Genomic DNA, 16,456 nt, shown 5'->3' with positions numbered 1-16,456 from the left:
GCTCCTCGCGGATGTCGGCCCGTCGGCCGCCCGGAGGAAGCTCCCGGATCCAGGCCGATCGGCCTTCTTCCTCATCTCCGGTCCCGCTGTTCGCGTGGACCGAACCCTCATCAGGAGAACACTCATGTCTTTTCACGGAATCCTTGACCTGTCAGGAAAAACCCCCTTCGTCCGCACCGGCTACCGGCCGGCCCCGGACGACACCAGGCTCCCGCTTTCCGTCGTCCGCAAGCACAAGCTGCGTCCCGGCGACGAAATCACCGGCGCGGGCGAAGAAATCGCCAGCGTCAACGGTGCCGACCCGGCGGAGCCGCGTCCGCACTTCGCCGACCTGGTCCCGTTGCACCCGGACCAGCGGCTGCTGCTCGAAACCACGCCGGCGCGCCTGCTGCCGCGCGTCATCGACCTCGTCACCCCGCTCGGCAAGGGGCAGCGCGCGCTGGTCGTTTCCCCGCCGAAGGCCGGGAAAACCACCGTGCTGCGCGAGATCGGCCACGGCATCGCGGTCAACCACCCGGAATGCCGGCTGATGGTGCTGCTCGCCGACGAGCGTCCGGAGGAGGTCACCGAGCTGCGCCGGACCATGCGCGGTGAGGTGATCGCGTCCACTTTCGACCGTCCGCCCGCCGAACACGTGGCCGTGGCGGAACTCGCCGTCGAGCGCGCGAAACGCCTGGTGGAGCGCGGTGAAGACGTCGTGCTGCTCCTCGACTCGCTGACCCGCCTCGGCCGCGCGTACAACCTTTCGGCCCGCCCATCCGGCCGGACGCTGTCCGGCGGCGTCGACGCGGCCGCGCTGCAGCCGATGAAGCGCATCCTCGGCGCGGCCCGCAACCTCGAAGGCGGCGGCTCGCTCACGATCGTCGCGTCGGCGCTGGTGGAAACCAGTTCACTGGCCGACACGGTGTTCTTCGAAGAGCTGAAGAGCACCGGCAACGCCGAGCTGAAACTCGACCGCAAGCTCGCCGAGCGCCGCATCTTCCCGGCGGTCGACTTCACCGCGTCCGGCACCCGGCGCGAAGAACTCCTGGTCACACCGGGAGAACTGGCCGCGATGCGCGAGGTCCGCCGCGCGCTGCAGGGCCCGCAAGCCAGTGAGCAGCTGCTCGACCAGCTCCGCAAGACGGGCTCCAACGCCGAGTTCCTGCTCCGCGTAACGGGCGCCACGCTCCCTCTCGCGGCCTGAGCGGCGCTCGCCCTAAGCCGCCGCGGCCTGAGAGCGGCGCACGCCCTCGGCTGCCGCGGCCTGAGCGGCGCTCGCCGTCAGCTGCCGCGGCCTGAGGGGCGCTCGCCCTCAGCTGCCCCGCCACGAGCGGCGCTCGCCCTCAGCTGCCCCGCCCGGTCGTGCGCTGAAGCTCGTCGATCCGCGCCGAGGCCTCGGCCTTCGTCAGCTCGTCCGGCACCTCCTCGCCGGCCTCCTGGGCCAGCGTCTGCAAGTACGACTTCTGCGGCCCGGTCATCGGCTCGTCGCCGGTGGTCCAGTCGCTCGGGTCCTTCTCCGGATTGGGCTCCACCTGATCCGTCATCACAGCCTCCCATCGAACATCTGTTCGTTCGGGTTCGACCCTAGCGCAGCGGTCCGACAATTTCCGATCACGAGGGCGGCGTGCTCGGCGGGCCCGCTTCGTGGCCCGGGCGCCCGCGGGTGCGGCGCTCGTCCTTCATCCGCTGCTCCTGCGCGTGGCGGCGGCCGCCCGTCAGGCCCTCCCGCACTTGGCGCGTGAGTTCGCGGGTGGTGCGGTAGTAGCCGTCGTCGTACTCCTCGACGACCTGGAAAGTCCAGCGTTCCGGGAGCACGTTGAGCCCGATCAGCTCGTCGTCGATCCGGTCCGCCCACCCGGCGTGGCCGGCGTCCCGCAGCATCTTCGCGGCGTCTTCGAACAGGAGGTCCGCGCTGCCGGTCATCTGGTGGAACGCGTAGAGGTGACCTCGCGCGCGTTCGACCGTCTCGAAGGCTTCGGTGACCTTGCCGACCGCGTCCGAGGTCGGCCGGTCGACTTCGTCGTTCTCGGCCATGGACGCAGAGTGCCCCGCCGGGGAGGTTCCACACCTCCCGGACGGGGCACTGGCGATCGAACGTCAGGCCGTCGGCCGCGTCGCTCCCGCGTACTCCTTCAGCAGCGGCGAGATCTTGACGACGTCGCCGCTCGTCGGCGCGTGGACCATCTTGCCGTCGCCGATGTACATCCCGATGTGGGACACGGGGGAGTAGTACGCGACGAGGTCGCCCGGCTGCAGCTGGTCGCGCGGCACCGACGTGCCGAAGCCCGCCTGGGCCGACGACGTCCGCGGCAGGGTGATCCCGGCCTGCTTGTAGGCCCACTGCATCAGGCCCGAGCAGTCGAACGTGGACGGCCCGGTGGCACCGTAGACGTAGGCGCTGCCGAGCTTGCTCAGCGCCGCGTCGACCGCCTTCTGCGCGGCCGAGGAGGCCGCCTTGACCGTCGGGGCCTTGCCGCCGGTGTCCTTCTGGGCGGTCTTGTCGGCGGTGCTGAGGGTCTTGCTCTGGGCCTCGATCTGGTCGATCTGGGCCTGGAGGTTCTTCTTCTTGCCCTCGATGTCCGACGCCAGCTTGGCGGCCGCGTCACGGGCGTCGGTCGCCCGCTTCGCCGCGTCCGTCGCCGCCTTCTCGGCCGCGGTGGCCTGCTCGGCCGCGCTGCTGAGGTTGTCCATCGCGGAGTTCTTGTCGGTCGCGATGACCTCGAGGGCCGCCGAGCGGTCCAGGAAGTCCTGCGTCGACGTGCCGGCCAGCAGGGCCGACAGCTTGTTCAACTGGACGCCGCTGGTGAACGACGCGCCGGCGAACTTGTCGACCTGCGTCTGGTACTTCTTCTTCGCCTCGATGGCCCCCGCACCCGCGTCCTTGGCGGCGGTGACGTCGGCGTTGGCCTTGTCGAGCTGTCCCTGCTTGGCGGTCAGGTCGTCCTGGGCCTTGAGCAGGTCTTCGTTGAGCTTCTCGGCCTGGGCCGAGAGGTCGCGGTACTTGGCCAGGGCGTCGGACCCGGTCGGGGGAGCCTGGAGGACGGAGATGGGGGCGGCGGTGGCCGGCGCCTGGGCCATGGTGACGACAGTGATCACCGAGGCAGCGGCGAGCGCACCTGACACCACGCGCTTGACGGGATGCGAACGCATTCTCGCGCGGGTCTCCTTTGCTGATCGGCCGCCGTCGGGCACCGGGGCGAGTCGGGGGCCTCGCCGTGTCCGGCGCGTGCTCGACCGCAACAGGAAGAGCACGCGGTGGGGTCCGGTACCCAGCAGGGGGTATCGGCGGCGATCTCGCGTCGCCGTCTCATCGACGACCGGGGGCCGCGAGATCTCGAACAGGTTACGAAACGAACACGGCACCGTCCAGGGAACCCCCTTGAGAACTCTCCGTGACGAGGAGAAACACGCCTGGACCAGTGGTAACCGAAACCACTGTGACCGGGATTACATGTCGTGACCACGCTTGCTTACCCTACCCCCCTAGGGTATCCATGAGGCATGGCAGACACGACCTACACCGTCACGGGCATGACCTGCGACCACTGCGCCCGCTCGGTCGAAGAGGAAATCCGCGGTCTCGGGGGCGTCACCGGCGTCACCGTCGAACTGGCCACCGGCGCGGTCACCGTCAGCAGCACCGAAGCCCTTTCCGCGGCCGACGTGCGCGGCGCCGTCGAAGAAGCGGGGTACCGGCTGACATGAACACGGCAGCGAAGCTCTCCGCCTACGGTGCGGCGCTCGCCCTGGTCGCCGCCGGCGCCTGGGCCGCCGGCACCGCCGTCGGTCCTTTCCCCGCCGAAGCCGGGGCGCACGGTGGCGAGGACGCCGCGCACGGGGACGTCCACGGCGGCACCGTCGCGGAGGCCGCGGACCACCAGCCCGGCGGGCTGGCGTCGGCCGCGGGCGGCTACACCCTCACGCCCGCCGATCCGGCGCTCACCCCGGGCGCCACGACGCAGTTCACCTTCCGGATCACCGGCCCGGACGGTGCTCTCGTGACCGCCTACGACGTCGAACACGAGAAGCGGCTGCACTTCATCGTCGTCCGCCGCGACACCAGCGGCTACCAGCACCTGCACCCCGAGCTCGGCGCCGACGGCACGTGGAGCGTGCCGATCACGGTCGCCGGCGCGGGCAGCTACCGCGCCTTCGCCGACTTCAAGCCGACCGGGGGACCGGCGCAGACACTCGGCGTCGACCTCGTCGCGCCGGGTCTCTTCCAGCCGGTCGAGCACGCGCCGTCGCGCACCGCCGACGTCGACGGCTACCGCGTCCGGCTCGACGGCGACCTCGTTCCCGGCCGCTCGTCCCGCCTGACCGCGACGGTCACCAAGGACGGCCGCGAAGTCACCGATCTGCAGCCCTACCTGGGCGCGTACGGCCACCTCGTCGCGTTGCGCGGCGGCGACCTGGGGTACCTGCACGTCCACCCGGACGGCCGCGCGGGCGCGGCCGTGACGTTCATCGCCGAGGTCCCGTCGGCCGGGACCTACCGGCTGTTCCTGGACTTCCGCCACGGCGACCAGGTCCGCACCGCCGAATTCACCGTGCCCACCGGGGAAGGGGACCGGCCGTGACGCTGCAGCTGGAAGCCAAGAACGTCGAGCTCGCCATCACCGGCATGACCTGCGCGTCCTGCGCGGCGCGGATCGAGCGCAAGCTCAACAAGCTGGACGGCGTCACGGCGACCGTCAACTACGCGACGGAAAAGGCGAAGGTCGTCTACAGCGGCGAGGTCGGCACGCAGGACCTCGTCGCGCAGGTCGAAGCGGCGGGCTACGGCGCGAGACTGCCCCAGGCCGAACCGGACGAGGTCCCGGAGGGCGACCCCCTCAAGCAGCGCCTGCTCGGTTCCGCCGTGCTGTCGGTGCCGGTGATCGCCCTGGCCATGGTGCCCGCGTGGCAGTTCACCTACTGGCAGTGGATTTCGCTCACCCTGGCCGCGCCGGTGCTGGTGTGGGGCGCGTGGCCGTTCCACCGCGCCGCGTTCGCCAACCTCCGCCACGGCGCCGCCACGATGGACACGCTCATTTCGATGGGCACGCTGGCTGCGTTCGGCTGGTCGGTGTACGCGCTGCTGTTCGGCAGCGCGGGCCTGCCGGGCATGAAGCACCCGTTCGAATTCACCATCGAGCGGATGGCCGGGGACGGTGCCATCTACCTCGAGGTCGCCGCCGGTGTCACCACGTTCATCCTGGCCGGCCGCTACTTCGAGGCCCGGTCGAAGCGCCGCGCCGGCGCCGCGCTGCGGGCGTTGCTGGACCTGGGCGCGAAGGACGTCGCCGTCCTGCGCGACGGCGGCGAGCGGCGGATCCCGATCGGTGACCTGGCCGTCGGCGACCGGTTCCTGGTGCGGCCGGGGGAGAAGGTCGCCACCGACGGCGTCGTCGAGGACGGCGGGTCCGCGATCGACGCGAGCCTGCTCACCGGCGAGAGCGTGCCGGTCGAGGTCGGGCCGGGCGACACCGTCGCCGGCGCGACGGTCAACGCCGGCGGGCGGCTCGTCGTCCGCGCCACCCGGGTCGGCGCCGACACGCAGCTGGCCCAGACGGCCCGGCTCGTCGAGGAGGCCCAGACCGGCAAGGCCCGCGTGCAGCGGCTCGCCGACCGCGTTTCGGCGGTCTTCGTCCCGATCGTCATCGCGCTGGCCGTGGCGACGCTCGCCTTCTGGCTCGGCGCGGGCGGGACGCCGTCGGCCGCGTTCACCGCCGCGGTGGCGGTGCTGATCATCGCCTGCCCGTGCGCGCTGGGCCTGGCGACGCCGACGGCGCTGCTGGTCGGCACCGGCCGCGGCGCGCAGCTCGGCATCCTCATCAAGGGGCCGGAGGTGCTGGAGTCCACCCGGCGCGTCGACACCGTCGTGTTCGACAAGACCGGCACCGTGACCACCGGCCGGATGACGCTGGTCGAGGGCGACGGCGAGGTCCTGCGGCTCGCGGGCGCCGTCGAAGCCGCGTCCGAACACCCGGTCGCCCGCGCGATCGCGGACGCCGCCCGGGAGCGCTTCGGAACGCTGCCGTCCGTCGCGGACTTCCGCAGCACGCCGGGGCTGGGCGTCGAAGGCGTCGTCGAGGGGCGGAAGGTCGCCGTCGGGCGGGCCGCTTCCGGCAGCGCGCTGACCACGGTCGCGGTGACCTGGGACGGCGAGGTCCGCGGCACGCTGGCCGTGGCCGACACCGTCAAGCCGACGTCCGCCGAGGCGGTCCGCCGGCTGCGGGGGCTCGGGTTGACCCCGGTGCTGCTCACCGGGGACGGCGCCGTGGTCGCCCGTGCGGTCGCCGCCGAGGTCGGCATCGAGCGCGTGATCGCCGAGGTGCTGCCGAAGGACAAGGCCGACGTCGTCCGCGGGCTGCAGGAGGACGGCAAGGTCGTCGCGATGATCGGCGACGGCGTCAACGACGCGGCCGCGCTCGCCCGGGCCGACCTGGGCCTGGCGATGGGAACGGGCACCGACGTCGCGATCGAGGCGGCCGACCTGACCCTGGTGAGCGGCGACCTGCGCGCGGCGGCCGACGCGATCCGCCTGTCCCGCCGGACGCTGCGCACGATCAAGGGCAACCTGTTCTGGGCGTTCGCGTACAACGTCGCGGCGCTGCCACTGGCGGCCGCGGGCCTGCTGAACCCGATGCTCGCGGGGGCGGCGATGGCGGTCAGCTCGGTCTTCGTCGTCACGAACAGCCTGCGCCTGCGTGGCTTCCGGGCCGGGTGATTTGTACGGTCTTTATACCGGGCCGGGTGATGCTGGCGGAGCAACGGATTCCGACCAGTGGAGGACAGGGATGTTCACGAAGGCCGCCGTGCTGACGGCACTCACCGCAGCGGCGTTCGCCGTGGCCGCACCGGCTCAGGCCGAGCCCGCGGCCACGACGGCGCTGCCCACGGCGAACATGGAGGCCGTGCTGAAGGCGGCCCAGATCGACCCCCGCCGGGCCGACGACACCCAGACCCCGGGAGCGCACGACAGCGTGCTGCTGGTGGAGCAGGCGCTGCAGGCGAAGGGCCTGCTGGCCGCGACGTACGTCGACGGGTACTTCGGCACCACGACCATCACGGCGTACTCGCAGTACCAGAAGTCGTTGGGGTACACCGGGATCGACGCGTCCGGCCTGCCGGGCAAGACGTCGCTGGAGAAGCTGGGCGAGGGCCGGTACACGGTGACTTCGCCGGTTTCGGCGGGCAGCCGGGTGTCCTACCGCGGCGTCACGATCAACACCCGCACCAAGGCGATGCTGCTGGAGGCCGAAAGGCTCACCGGCACGACGGTCAGCCTGACGCAGGGGTCGTACAACCCGGGCGGCGTCGACGCGTCGGCGGGAACGCACGACGGCGGCGGCGCGATGGACATCTCGGTGTCCGGCATGTCGTCGACGACCCGCACGAACTTCATCAAGGCGCTGCGCCAGGTCGGGTTCGCCGCGTGGTACCGGACTCCGGCGCAGGGGTTCGCCTACCACGTCCACGCCGAGGCCGTTTCGGACCCGGATCTTTCGTCGGGGGCCCAGCACCAGACCGGGGACTACTACCTGGGGATGAACGGGCTCGCCGGGCGCGGGGCCGACGACGGGCCTTCGGTGCCGAAGGTCACCTGGGAGGAGTACCAGCGGGGGTGATCCCCGGGGGATCGGCGAACCACCGCGGCGCTGGCACGGCCGGGCTCCGCGGTGGTTTGATCGAAGTACCAACTACCCGGGGGTGCTTCGATGTCCAAGAAACCGTTCCGGTTCGGCGTGGTCGCCGGCGCGACGGAAGGCGGTGCGAAGTGGCTGCAGACCGCGCGCCGCGCCGAGGAGCTCGGGTACTCCACCCTGCTCTGCCCCGACAACCTCAACCTGCCCACCCCCACCGCCGCCCTCGCGGCGGCCGCGGCCGTCACCACCGAGCTCAAGGTCGGCTCCTTCGTCCTGGCCAGCCCGCTGCGGACCGCGCGGGCCGCAGCCTGGGAGTCGCACTCCCTCTCCGTCGTCACCGGCAACCGGTTCGAACTCGGGGCTCGGGACCGGGCTGCCCACCATGCGGCAGCAAGCCGAAGAGCTCGGCCTGCCCTACGGCTCGGGCCAGGAGCGGCTCGACTCCATCTCCGAGACCATCGACCACGTCCGGCGGCTCGACGGTGACGCGCACACCCCCGTCATGGTCGCCGCGGGCGGCCCGAAAGCGCGGCGGCTCGCCGGAGCGAAAGCCGACATCGTCACGCTCGCCGGGGGCGTCCTGACCACCCGCGAGGAGATGACCGGCTACGTCGAGGAGATCAACACCGCGGCCGGCGAGCGGGACATCGAGTTCGCGCTGAACATCTTCGTCGTCGGGGAGCAGGTGCCGCCGTGGATCCGGGGGTTCATCGGGGTCGATGCCGAAACCCTCAGCGAGCACGACTCGCTCACCATGATCCGCGGCAGCCTCGACGACATGGCCGCTGAGCTCGAACGGCGCCGCGACGAGCTCGGCGTCTCCTACGTCAGCGTCAACAGCGCCTTCATCGAGGAGTTCGCGCCGCTGGTGGAGCGGCTGTCGGGGAAGTGAGCGTCGCCGGGTCGGTGTTCGCGCCGCAGAGCAGGACCGCGACGCGTTCCCCCGGCGCCGGGTGGTAGGCGCCGGTCGACAGCGCGGCGTACGCCGTCGCTCCGCCGGGCTCGAGCGCCAGGCGGTAGCGGTCCCACAACGCCGCCCGGGCTTCGGCGATCGCCGCGTCGTCCACCAGCACCGAGCCCACGCCGGTGCGGGTGGCGACCGCGAACGCGATGTCGCCGAGCCGCGAAGCACCCAGGGAGTCCGCCGCGATGCCGGACACCTCCACCGGCACCGGTTCACCGGCGGCCAGCGCGGCGTGCAGCGTCGGCGCCGTGTGCGGCTCGACGCCGACCACGCGCGCCCGGCCTTCGACCGCCGCCGCGATGCCCGCCAGCAGGCCGCCGCCGCCCACCGCGACCAGGATCGTGTCCAGCCCGTCGACGTCGGCCAGCAGCTCGAGACCGACCGTGCCCTGGCCGGCGCAGATCTCCGGCTGGTCGTACGCGTGGCAGAAGAGCGCGCCGCGGTCCGCCGCGTCCTTCACCGCCGCGTCGTAGGCGTCCGCGTACTTCTCGCCGACCAGCTCGACGGCCGCGCCCAGCTGCCGCAGCTTGGCGACCTTGACCGCCGGTGCGGTCGCCGGGACGCAGACCCGCGCGGCCACCCCGAACTCCCTTGCGGCGTAAGCGACGGCGAGCCCGGCGTTACCGCCCGACGCGGCCACCACCCCGGCCGCCGAAAGCTCACCCGCCGCGATGATCCGGTTGAACGCGCCGCGCGCCTTGAACGACCCGGTGTGCTGCAGCTGCTCGAGCTTGAACCACACGCCGTCGTCGGCGAACACCGGCGTCCGGCGGACGTGGCCCTCGATCCGGGCGGCGGCCCGCTCGACATCCGAAGTGCTGATCATGCGCACCAGCATGCGCGCGGGCCGCCGTAAGCACCAGCGACGTCTCCTATGCTGGCTTTAGCGATGCTTACGGCCGGAGGCTGCCATGCTCGACGCTCACCGCCTGGCCCTGCTCGCCGAGGTCGCGCACGCCGGCTCCATCGCCGGGGCGGCCCGGAGGCTCGCCTTCACGCCGTCCGCCGTCTCGCAGCAGCTCGGCAAGCTCGAACGCGACGTCGGCGCGCCCCTGCTGCACCGCAACCCGCGCGGGGTCACGCTCACGCCGGCCGGGGAGGCGCTGCTGGGGCACGCGGAGACCATCGTCGGGGAGCTGCGCACCGCCGAACGGACCGTCCGCGCCCTGCTCGACGAGGAACCGGCCCAGCTCACCGTCGGCACGTTCGCCAGCGCCGGCATGACGCTGGTGCCCGCCGCGCTCGCCGGGTTCCGCCGCGACCACCCCGCCGTCGCGCTGCGGCTGCTGGACTTCGAACCCCCCGACGGGTACGGGCTGGTCCACTCCCGCGACCTCGACCTGCTGATCACCCACCGCTATCCCGGCGCGCCGCTGCCCGACCCGCGCGGGCTGACGCGGACGCTGCTGCGCTCGGAGCGGTTCCGGCTGATCCTGCCCGAGGGGCACCCGAAAGCCCGCGGCCGCCGGCTCACGCTGGGCGCGCTGGCCGGGGAAGACTGGATCTCCGGCAGCCCGGGCGTGCCCAACCGCGTGTGCCTGGAGCAGCTCGCCGACGCCGCCGGGGTCACGCTCGGCGTCGCCTACGAAACCCGGGACTACCAGGTGATCCTGGCGCTGGTCGAGGCCGGGCTGGGGATCGCGTTCGTGCCGGAGAGCGTGCTCGCCCGGATCGGGACGGCGCGGATCGAGGTCCGCGACGCCGCCGACGCCCGGCCGGCGCGGGACGTCTTCCTGGTGCACCACCGGCAGCCCGGAAAGCTGGTGACCGAGATGGCCGGTCGGCTCAGTCGTCCACAGTAGACGGTTCGGCGGCGGGGAACTGGATCGGGCTCAGCAGGTACCGCGTCCGGTCCGGGGCGGGCTCGTTGCCCAGGCGGCGCACGATGACCTCCCGCAGCTCGCCGATCATGCCCTCCAGCTCCGCGCGGCTGAGCCACACCGCGTGCTGCCGGTAGCCGACGAGGTCGGCGGCCGGGTCGGCGTCTTCGCGGTCGAGGTAGGCGTTGAACTCCGCGATCAGCGTGGCCATCGCGGTGGCGAACACCTGCCGGTGGTCCTCTTTGGACACCGATGCGGCGGTGGCGGCGTCGACCACCGCGCGGTCGCGCCGCAGGCGGTACCGGCGCTCGACGGCGCCGTGCACCCGGTGCTCGCCCTCGACCTCGAGGATCCCGCCGTCGGCGAGGACGCCGACGTGCCGGTACACGGTCGCCTTCGAGACGTCGGGCAGGCGCTCGCACAGTTCGGTCGTGGTGCGGGTCCGGCTGCCCGCCATCGCGTGCACGATCCGCAGCCGCACGGGGTGCACCAGCAGGCGCAGGGGATCCATGGCCCTGATGTTCTCATACGTGCTACCGTTCGCAAAGTTGAGAATGGAAGGAGCCGTCATGCCCCTCACCGCATCGCCGCCGCGCGGCCGGACCCTCGAGGTCGCGGGCCGCGCGCTGTTCCTCGACCGCGCGGGCTCCGGCGGTCCGCCCGTCGTGGTCCTGCCCGGCGCGGGGCTCGTCGGCCTGGACTACCTGAACGTGCACACCGCCGCCGCGGAGTTCACGACGAGCGTGCTCTACGACCGCGCCGGCACCGGCTGGAGCGACGCGGTCGCGCTGCCCCGCACGGCCGCCGAGGTCGCGACCGAGCTGCGAGACCTCCTGCGAGCGGCCGGCGTCGGCGGGCCGTACGTGCTGGCCGGGCACTCCCTGGGCGCGTCCTACGCCCGGCGGTTCGCGCAGCTGTTCCCGGCCGACGTCGCCGGCGTGCTCCTGCTGGACCCGGGACACGAAGACCTGTTCGCCCACCTGCCCGCGGAAGCCGTCGAGCTCAACGAGCGGATGAAGCAGGCCGCGGCAGACATGCCTGACCTCACCGAGGACCAGCTCGCGGCCGCGCGCGGGCAGTACGCCGAGCTGTTCGCGGAGTGGCCGGCGGACGTGCGCGAGTCCCTGGTCGAGCACCACCTGGCGGCGTGGCGGACCGTCCTCGGCGAGACGGCGAACGAGGACGACGTCTACGCCGAACTGCGTGCCGGCGGGCAGCTCCCGGACGTCCCGCTGATCGTGCTCACCGCGATGGGCCGCAACCCGTACTGGTCGCAGTTCGGTTCCGAGGAGCTCATCGAGGCCGCCCAGCGCGGGATCCGCGACCTGCACGCGTCGATCGCCGCCGCGTCGTCGCGCGGTGAGCACCGGGTGCTCGACGACGCGGCGCACCAGTTCCTGCACATCCAGCGCAAGGATGCGGTGCTGCGGGCGATCCGGGACCTGATCCGCTGACGCTCAGCCGGTGGGCCGCCCCGCGTTCCGGAACCGCGCGGAGGCGGCCCTGAGCGCGTCCAGGCACGCACGCACGACGCCGTGGTCCTCCTCGCCCGCCCGGCAGATCGCGTAGATCGTCCGGGTCAGCGCCGGGCGCGTGGCCAGGATGCGGACGCCCTCGGGCTGCAGCTCGCGGGCCAGGCGGGGCACCAGCGCCGCGCCGACGCCGCCCGCCACCAGCGCCAGCTGGGTCGGGTAGCTGCCGACGGTGCAGCTGATCCGCGGCTCCAGCCGTTGCTTGCGCAGCACCTGCACCAGCCACTCGTAGCAGCCGGACTCCAGGGTCCAGCCGATCCACGGCAGGTCGTCCACTTCGGACAGATCGACCGCCTTGCGGTGCGCGAGGCGGTGCCCGGCCGGCAGGACGAGGTCCGCGACGTCGGAGAACAACGCGATCCGCGTCGTCGCCGGCGGCAGCACCGTCGGCCGGTCCTCCCAGCTCTCCAGCACCGCGACGTCGAGGTCGCCGGCCAGCACGCGGGGCATCGTCTGCTCCGCCTCGCCCTCGTGCAGCGTCACGGCCAGCCGCGGGTGCTGCGCGGCGAGCGTGGCCAGCGCGGGGGGCAGCAGCGCGTGCACCGTCGTCGGGATCGCGCCGACCCGCAGCGGCCCGATGACGTCCTCGCGCAGCAGCTCCAGGTCCGCCTTCGCCTCGGCGACCTGCGCCAGGATCCGCTCGGCGTGCCCGGCCAGCACCTGGCCCGCCTTCGTCAGCCGGACGCCCCGGCCCCGCGGCTCCAGCAGCCGCTGCCCGGCTTCCTTCTCCAGCTTCGCCAGCTGCTGCGACACCCCCGACGGCGTGACGTGCAGGGACGCGGCCGCCGCGGCGACCGACCCCTGCGTGGCCACGGCGTGCAGCGCGCGCATCCGCTCGATTCCGAACACGGTAGGGATACTACCGAATTCCGCGCAGAAACATTCGCTTGTCCTTGACAGTCAGCACCCGCACGCTGGAGTGGTGACCGCGACCGCGCCCCGCCCCACGACCGTCCCCGCGCCGTTCACCGAGCGCTTCGACCCGCGCCTGCTCGCGGCGCTCGGCAGCTTCTGCATCTCCCTGTCGTCGGTCTTCATCAAGGTTTCGCACGCCAGCGGCAGCACCAGCGCGTTCTGGCGCTGCCTGCTGGCCCTGCCGGTGCTGCTCGCACTCGCCGCGCGGGAACGGCGGAAGTCCGGCCCTGCGCCCCGCGTGCTGCTGCCGCTGCTGGCCGGCGCCGGGCTCGGCCTGGACTTCGTGCTGTGGGGCGAGGCGATCCCGCGGATCGGCGCCGGTGTCGCGACCGTGCTGCTCGCCGTCCAGGTGGTCATCGTGCCGCTGCTGGCGCTGCTGTTCCTGCGGGAACGCCCGGCGAAGCGGTTCGTCATCGCCGTGCCCGTGCTGCTCGGCGGCGTCGTGCTGGCCGGCGGGTTCGCCGACACCGGCTCGTTCGGCCCGGACCCGGTGACCGGCGCCGTGTTCGCGCTGCTGGCCGGCGCGGGGTACGCGGTGTACCTCTTCCTGATCCGGCTCAGCGGCGGCGCGGGCGCGCAGGCGCAGTCCCTGGTGCTGGCGACGATCTCCGCCGGCGTCGTCGCCGTCGTGCTCGGGCTCCCGACCGGCTCGCTCGACCTGAGCCCGAGCCCGGAGACGTTGGGCTGGCTGGTCGCGCTCGCCGTGGTGGGTCAGCTGATCGGCTGGATCCTGATCTCCGCCGCGCTGCCCCGGATGTCCGCCACCACCGGCGCGACCCTGATGCTGCTGCAGCCGGTCGGCGCCGTGCTGCTGGGCATCGGCCTGCTCGGGGAGACGCCGAGCGTGCTGCAGCTCGCCGGCTGCGCGGGCGTCGTCGCCGCGGTCTGCTTCGCCGGGAACCGACGTTCTGCGGACCGGCGAAGCCCCGGCTAACGTCGCGACCATGAGAGTGCTGGTGGCCGGGGCTTCGGGGTTCGTCGGCAGCCGGTTGTGCCCGGTGCTGGAAGAAGCGGGGCACGACGTCCTCGCGATGACGCGGCACCCCGACAAGTACGAAGGCGCCGGCAAGCCCGTGCGCGGCGACGTCGCCGACGTCGGTTCCCTGCGGGACGCCCTCAAGGGCGCCGAAGCCGCCTACTACTTGGTGCATTCACTCGACAGTGCGGACTTCAAGCGCCGTGACGCCGACGCGGCCCGCGCGTTCGCCCGGGCGGCGGCCGACGCCGACGTGGGCCGGATCGTCTACCTCGGCGGCCTCGGGGACGACGACGACACGCTTTCGGCGCACCTGCGCAGCCGGCGCGAGGTCGAGCGGCTGCTGGGGGAGACCGGCGTGCCGGTGACCGTGCTGCGTGCCGGGATCGTCGTCGGGCACGGCGGGACGTCGTGGGAGCTGACGCGCCAGCTCGTGGAGCACCTGCCGGCGATGATCACGCCGCGCTGGGTCGGCACGCGCACCCAGCCGATCGCGATCGCCGACGTCGTCCGCTACCTCGCCGGCGTGCTCGACCACCCGGAGGCGGCGGGCCGCACGTTCGACATCGGCGGGCCCGAGGTGCTGGCCTACCGGGACATGCTGCAGCGGGTCGCGGCGATCGAGGGGCGGCCGCTGGTGATCGTGCCGGTGCCGCTGCTCTCGCCGAGGCTTTCGTCGTACTGGCTTTCGCTCGTCACCGACATCGACGTCACCACCGGGCGGGCGCTGATCGACTCGATGACGAACGAGGTCGTCGTCCGCGACGACGCGATCCGCCGGATCGTCGAGTTCGAGCCGATGGGGTACGACGAAGCGGTGCTGCAGGCCCTGGGCGAGCGGGCGAAGAGCCGGCGGCCCGCGTGAAGAAGGCGCTCCTCGCCGGGGTGACGGCCGCCGGGTCCGGCCTGCTCGGCGCGTCGCTGGCCAGCCGGTCGGGTTCGCGCCGGTTCCACGTCCTCACCGCGTCGGTCGCGGCGACGTGGTTCGCCGGCGCCGGACGGGTGCCCCGGGGCCGCCGGGACGTCGCGGGGCCGGTCCTGGCGGGGGCCGGCGCGTTCGGCGCGTTCTACGGCGGCGCGCTGGTGGCCCGCCGCATCCCGCTGCTGCGGCGGGCGATCGCGGGCGTGCTCGGCCACGCCCACCACGGTTCGACGCCTTCGGTGGCGGTGACCACGCTCGTGACGGGCGCGGCGGAGGAGGTCTTCTTCCGCGGCGCCCTCTACGACGCTTTCGGCCCTCGCGGATCGACGGCGCTGTACGTCCTTTCGACGACGGCGACGCGAAACCCGGCCCTGGTACTGGCCTCGGCGGCGATGGGCACCCTGTTCGCCGTGCAGCGCGGCCGGTCGGGCGGGGTCCAGGCGCCGCTGCTGACGCACGTGGTCTGGTCGGCGCTGATGCTCGCCTTCCTGCCGCGCCTGTTCCCGCCGGAGCTCGACGACTAAGCCGCGATCGCCTCGTAGGCGGCCATCACCACGCCGAGGCCGCGGTCGTACCCGCCGTCCCAGAGGACCTGGTTCATCACGTAGGACACCGCCAGGCGGTGGTCGGCGTCGACGAGGACGATCGAGCCGCCCCAGCCGCCCCACGTGCACGTGCGGTTCTCCAGCCGGAAGCCCATGCCGTAGCGCATCGTCGCGCCGAGGACGCGGTCATCGCCGTGGAACTGCTCTTCGAAGACCCGCTCGGCGCCGGCCGGCGACAGCAGCCGCACGCCGCCCGACACGCCCCCGCACGCCAGTACCGACTGCACCGCCGCGACCGAGCGGGCGTTGCCGTACCCGTTGATGGCGGGCAGTTCCGCACGCCGCCAGGCCTCGGGGTACGAATCCGAGACACCGACGAGGAACCCCGGCGGCTTGTCGCCCTGGGGGTCGGGGATCAGCGGGGCGACCCGGTGGTCGTGTTCCGCTCCCAGCCCGATGTGGAAGTCCGCGCCCAGCGGGCCGGCGACCTCCTCGGCGAAGAACGTGCCGAGGCTGCGCCCGGTGACGCGGCGGACGACTTCGCCGACCAGGAAGCCGAAGGTGACGGAGTGGTAGCCGCCGGCGGTACCGGGTTCCCACGCCGGAGCCTGCGCGGCCAGCCGCGCCGTCACGGCAGGCCAGTCGAAGAGGTCTTCGACCGCGATCGGGCCGTCGAAGTCCGGCAGGCCCGCGGTGTGCCCGAGCAGGTGCCGCACGCGCGTGGTTCCCTTGCCCGCCGCGGCGAACTCGGGCCAGTACCGCGCGACCGGCGCGTCCAGGTCGAGGTCGCCGCGGTCGGCCAGGACCAGCGCGCACAGCGCGGTCATCGTCTTGGTGGTGGACCAGACGTTGGTGATGGAGTCCCGATCCCACGCGACCGTGCGCGCGGTGTCGACATGTCCGCCCCAGAGGTCGGCCACCGGCTCGCCGTCCACGAACACGGCGACCGAGGCGCCCACGTCGTCGGTGTCCAGCGACTCCGCCAGCACGTCGCGCAGTTTGCCGAACCGGTCCTCACAGCCACCCCAGATTTCGGTCACGGCGCCAGCCAACCCCGTCCGGAGAGGCCGCACCACTCATTTTTTCGGGCACAGGCCCGGTGGAGAACCTTTGTCCGGAACGAGCCAGAACCGGGCGGAATCCTTCAGAATCGGCCGCCGGCTTCCTAT

At 72.8% G+C, this 16,456-nt stretch carries 19 protein-coding genes; 12 read left to right on the top strand and 7 right to left on the bottom strand.

The annotated features are described in order from the left end of the window. Nucleotides 1–124: 124 nt before the first annotated feature. Nucleotides 125–1,186 (top strand): transcription termination factor Rho, encoded by a 1,062-nt coding sequence (gene rho / locus QSK39_RS22445; protein ID WP_285479731.1) that lies wholly within the window; start codon nt 125–127, stop codon nt 1,184–1,186. Nucleotides 1,187–1,325: 139 nt separating this feature from the next. Here rho and QSK39_RS22440 read toward each other — a convergent pair whose 3' ends face one another. From QSK39_RS22440 to QSK39_RS22430, 3 genes are all read right to left on the bottom strand, one after another. Next, on the bottom strand, nt 1,326–1,526 hold the full coding sequence (locus tag QSK39_RS22440; RefSeq protein WP_285479730.1) for a DUF3072 domain-containing protein: 201 nt from the start codon (nt 1,524–1,526) through the stop codon (nt 1,326–1,328). A gap of 67 nt (nt 1,527–1,593) precedes the next feature. Beyond that, the gene (locus QSK39_RS22435; protein WP_285479729.1) at nt 1,594–2,016 is read right to left on the bottom strand and encodes a hypothetical protein; all 423 of its coding nucleotides are present in this window, start codon (nt 2,014–2,016) and stop codon (nt 1,594–1,596) included. A 63-nt stretch (nt 2,017–2,079) separates the two neighbouring features. Then, a complete protein-coding gene (locus QSK39_RS22430; protein WP_285479728.1) occupies nt 2,080–3,132 on the bottom strand; it encodes a C40 family peptidase in 1,053 nt (350 codons plus the stop codon). Between the two features lie 351 nt (nt 3,133–3,483). Between QSK39_RS22430 and QSK39_RS22425 the strand changes: the two genes are divergently transcribed. The 6 genes from QSK39_RS22425 (at nt 3,484) to QSK39_RS22400 (ending at nt 8,505) form a co-directional block, all read left to right on the top strand. Beyond that, the gene (locus QSK39_RS22425; protein ID WP_285479727.1) at nt 3,484–3,687 is read left to right on the top strand and encodes a heavy-metal-associated domain-containing protein; all 204 of its coding nucleotides are present in this window, start codon (nt 3,484–3,486) and stop codon (nt 3,685–3,687) included. Then, entirely contained in the window at nt 3,684–4,562 is an 879-nt protein-coding gene (locus tag QSK39_RS22420; protein ID WP_285479726.1) for a DUF8832 domain-containing protein, read from the top strand. The genes QSK39_RS22425 and QSK39_RS22420 overlap by 4 nt, the downstream gene beginning before the upstream one ends. Continuing rightward, nucleotides 4,559–6,694 (top strand): heavy metal translocating P-type ATPase, encoded by a 2,136-nt coding sequence (locus QSK39_RS22415; protein WP_285479725.1) that lies wholly within the window; start codon nt 4,559–4,561, stop codon nt 6,692–6,694. The genes QSK39_RS22420 and QSK39_RS22415 overlap by 4 nt, the downstream gene beginning before the upstream one ends. Before the next feature lie 70 nt (nt 6,695–6,764). Beyond that, on the top strand, nt 6,765–7,595 hold the full coding sequence (locus QSK39_RS22410; protein ID WP_285479724.1) for a peptidoglycan-binding domain-containing protein: 831 nt from the start codon (nt 6,765–6,767) through the stop codon (nt 7,593–7,595). 90 nt (nt 7,596–7,685) lie between these two features. Further along, nucleotides 7,686–8,099, top strand: coding sequence for an LLM class flavin-dependent oxidoreductase (locus QSK39_RS22405; protein WP_285479723.1), 414 nt, complete (start codon nt 7,686–7,688; stop codon nt 8,097–8,099). Then, entirely contained in the window at nt 7,996–8,505 is a 510-nt protein-coding gene (locus tag QSK39_RS22400; protein WP_285479722.1) for a hypothetical protein, read from the top strand. Before QSK39_RS22405 ends, QSK39_RS22400 begins: the two co-directional genes overlap by 104 nt. Here the strand turns inward: QSK39_RS22400 and QSK39_RS22395 are convergent. Then, nucleotides 8,459–9,403: a threonine/serine dehydratase gene (locus QSK39_RS22395; RefSeq protein WP_285479721.1), complete on the bottom strand. Its 945-nt coding sequence runs from the start codon at nt 9,401–9,403 to the stop codon at nt 8,459–8,461. The genes QSK39_RS22400 and QSK39_RS22395 overlap by 47 nt on opposite strands. 85 nt (nt 9,404–9,488) lie before the next feature. On the opposite strand from QSK39_RS22395, the gene QSK39_RS22390 reads away from it, so the two are divergent. Next, nucleotides 9,489–10,379, top strand: coding sequence for a LysR family transcriptional regulator (locus QSK39_RS22390; protein WP_285479720.1), 891 nt, complete (start codon nt 9,489–9,491; stop codon nt 10,377–10,379). On the opposite strand, the gene QSK39_RS22385 is transcribed toward QSK39_RS22390, so the two are convergent. Then, nucleotides 10,363–10,908: a helix-turn-helix domain-containing protein gene (locus QSK39_RS22385; RefSeq protein WP_285479719.1), complete on the bottom strand. Its 546-nt coding sequence runs from the start codon at nt 10,906–10,908 to the stop codon at nt 10,363–10,365. The two genes, QSK39_RS22390 and QSK39_RS22385, sit on opposite strands and share 17 nt — an antisense overlap. Before the next feature lie 58 nt (nt 10,909–10,966). Here QSK39_RS22385 and QSK39_RS22380 point away from each other — a divergent pair, with 58 nt between their 5' ends. Continuing rightward, a complete protein-coding gene (locus QSK39_RS22380) occupies nt 10,967–11,851 on the top strand; it encodes an alpha/beta fold hydrolase (RefSeq protein ID WP_285479718.1) in 885 nt (294 codons plus the stop codon). A 3-nt stretch (nt 11,852–11,854) separates the two neighbouring features. Here the strand turns inward: QSK39_RS22380 and QSK39_RS22375 are convergent, their stop codons facing one another. Next, nucleotides 11,855–12,778: a LysR family transcriptional regulator gene (locus QSK39_RS22375; RefSeq protein ID WP_285479717.1), complete on the bottom strand. Its 924-nt coding sequence runs from the start codon at nt 12,776–12,778 to the stop codon at nt 11,855–11,857. 73 nt (nt 12,779–12,851) lie between these two features. On the opposite strand from QSK39_RS22375, the gene QSK39_RS22370 reads away from it, so the two are divergent. Genes QSK39_RS22370 through QSK39_RS22360 form a run of 3 tightly spaced genes read left to right on the top strand, consistent with a single transcriptional unit; the run spans nt 12,852 to nt 15,266 of the window. Beyond that, the gene (locus QSK39_RS22370) at nt 12,852–13,778 is read left to right on the top strand and encodes a DMT family transporter (protein ID WP_285479716.1); all 927 of its coding nucleotides are present in this window, start codon (nt 12,852–12,854) and stop codon (nt 13,776–13,778) included. Nucleotides 13,779–13,788: 10 nt separating this feature from the next. Next, the gene (locus QSK39_RS22365; RefSeq protein ID WP_285479715.1) at nt 13,789–14,685 is read left to right on the top strand and encodes an NAD(P)H-binding protein; all 897 of its coding nucleotides are present in this window, start codon (nt 13,789–13,791) and stop codon (nt 14,683–14,685) included. Then, the gene (locus tag QSK39_RS22360) at nt 14,682–15,266 is read left to right on the top strand and encodes a CPBP family intramembrane glutamic endopeptidase (RefSeq protein ID WP_285479714.1); all 585 of its coding nucleotides are present in this window, start codon (nt 14,682–14,684) and stop codon (nt 15,264–15,266) included. The genes QSK39_RS22365 and QSK39_RS22360 overlap by 4 nt, the downstream gene beginning before the upstream one ends. On the opposite strand, the gene QSK39_RS22355 is transcribed toward QSK39_RS22360, so the two are convergent. Beyond that, the gene (locus QSK39_RS22355; protein ID WP_285479713.1) at nt 15,263–16,327 is read right to left on the bottom strand and encodes a serine hydrolase domain-containing protein; all 1,065 of its coding nucleotides are present in this window, start codon (nt 16,325–16,327) and stop codon (nt 15,263–15,265) included. The genes QSK39_RS22360 and QSK39_RS22355 overlap by 4 nt on opposite strands. Between the last annotated feature and the right edge of the window lie 129 nt (nt 16,328–16,456).

It is taken from the genome of Amycolatopsis sp. NBRC 101858 (genome assembly GCF_030269325.1).
Classification (GTDB): Bacteria; Actinomycetota; Actinomycetes; order Mycobacteriales; family Pseudonocardiaceae; genus Amycolatopsis; species Amycolatopsis ponsaeliensis.
The sequence above is the reverse complement of the archived record's forward strand: the minus strand, read 5'-3'. Positions and strand labels throughout refer to the sequence as shown.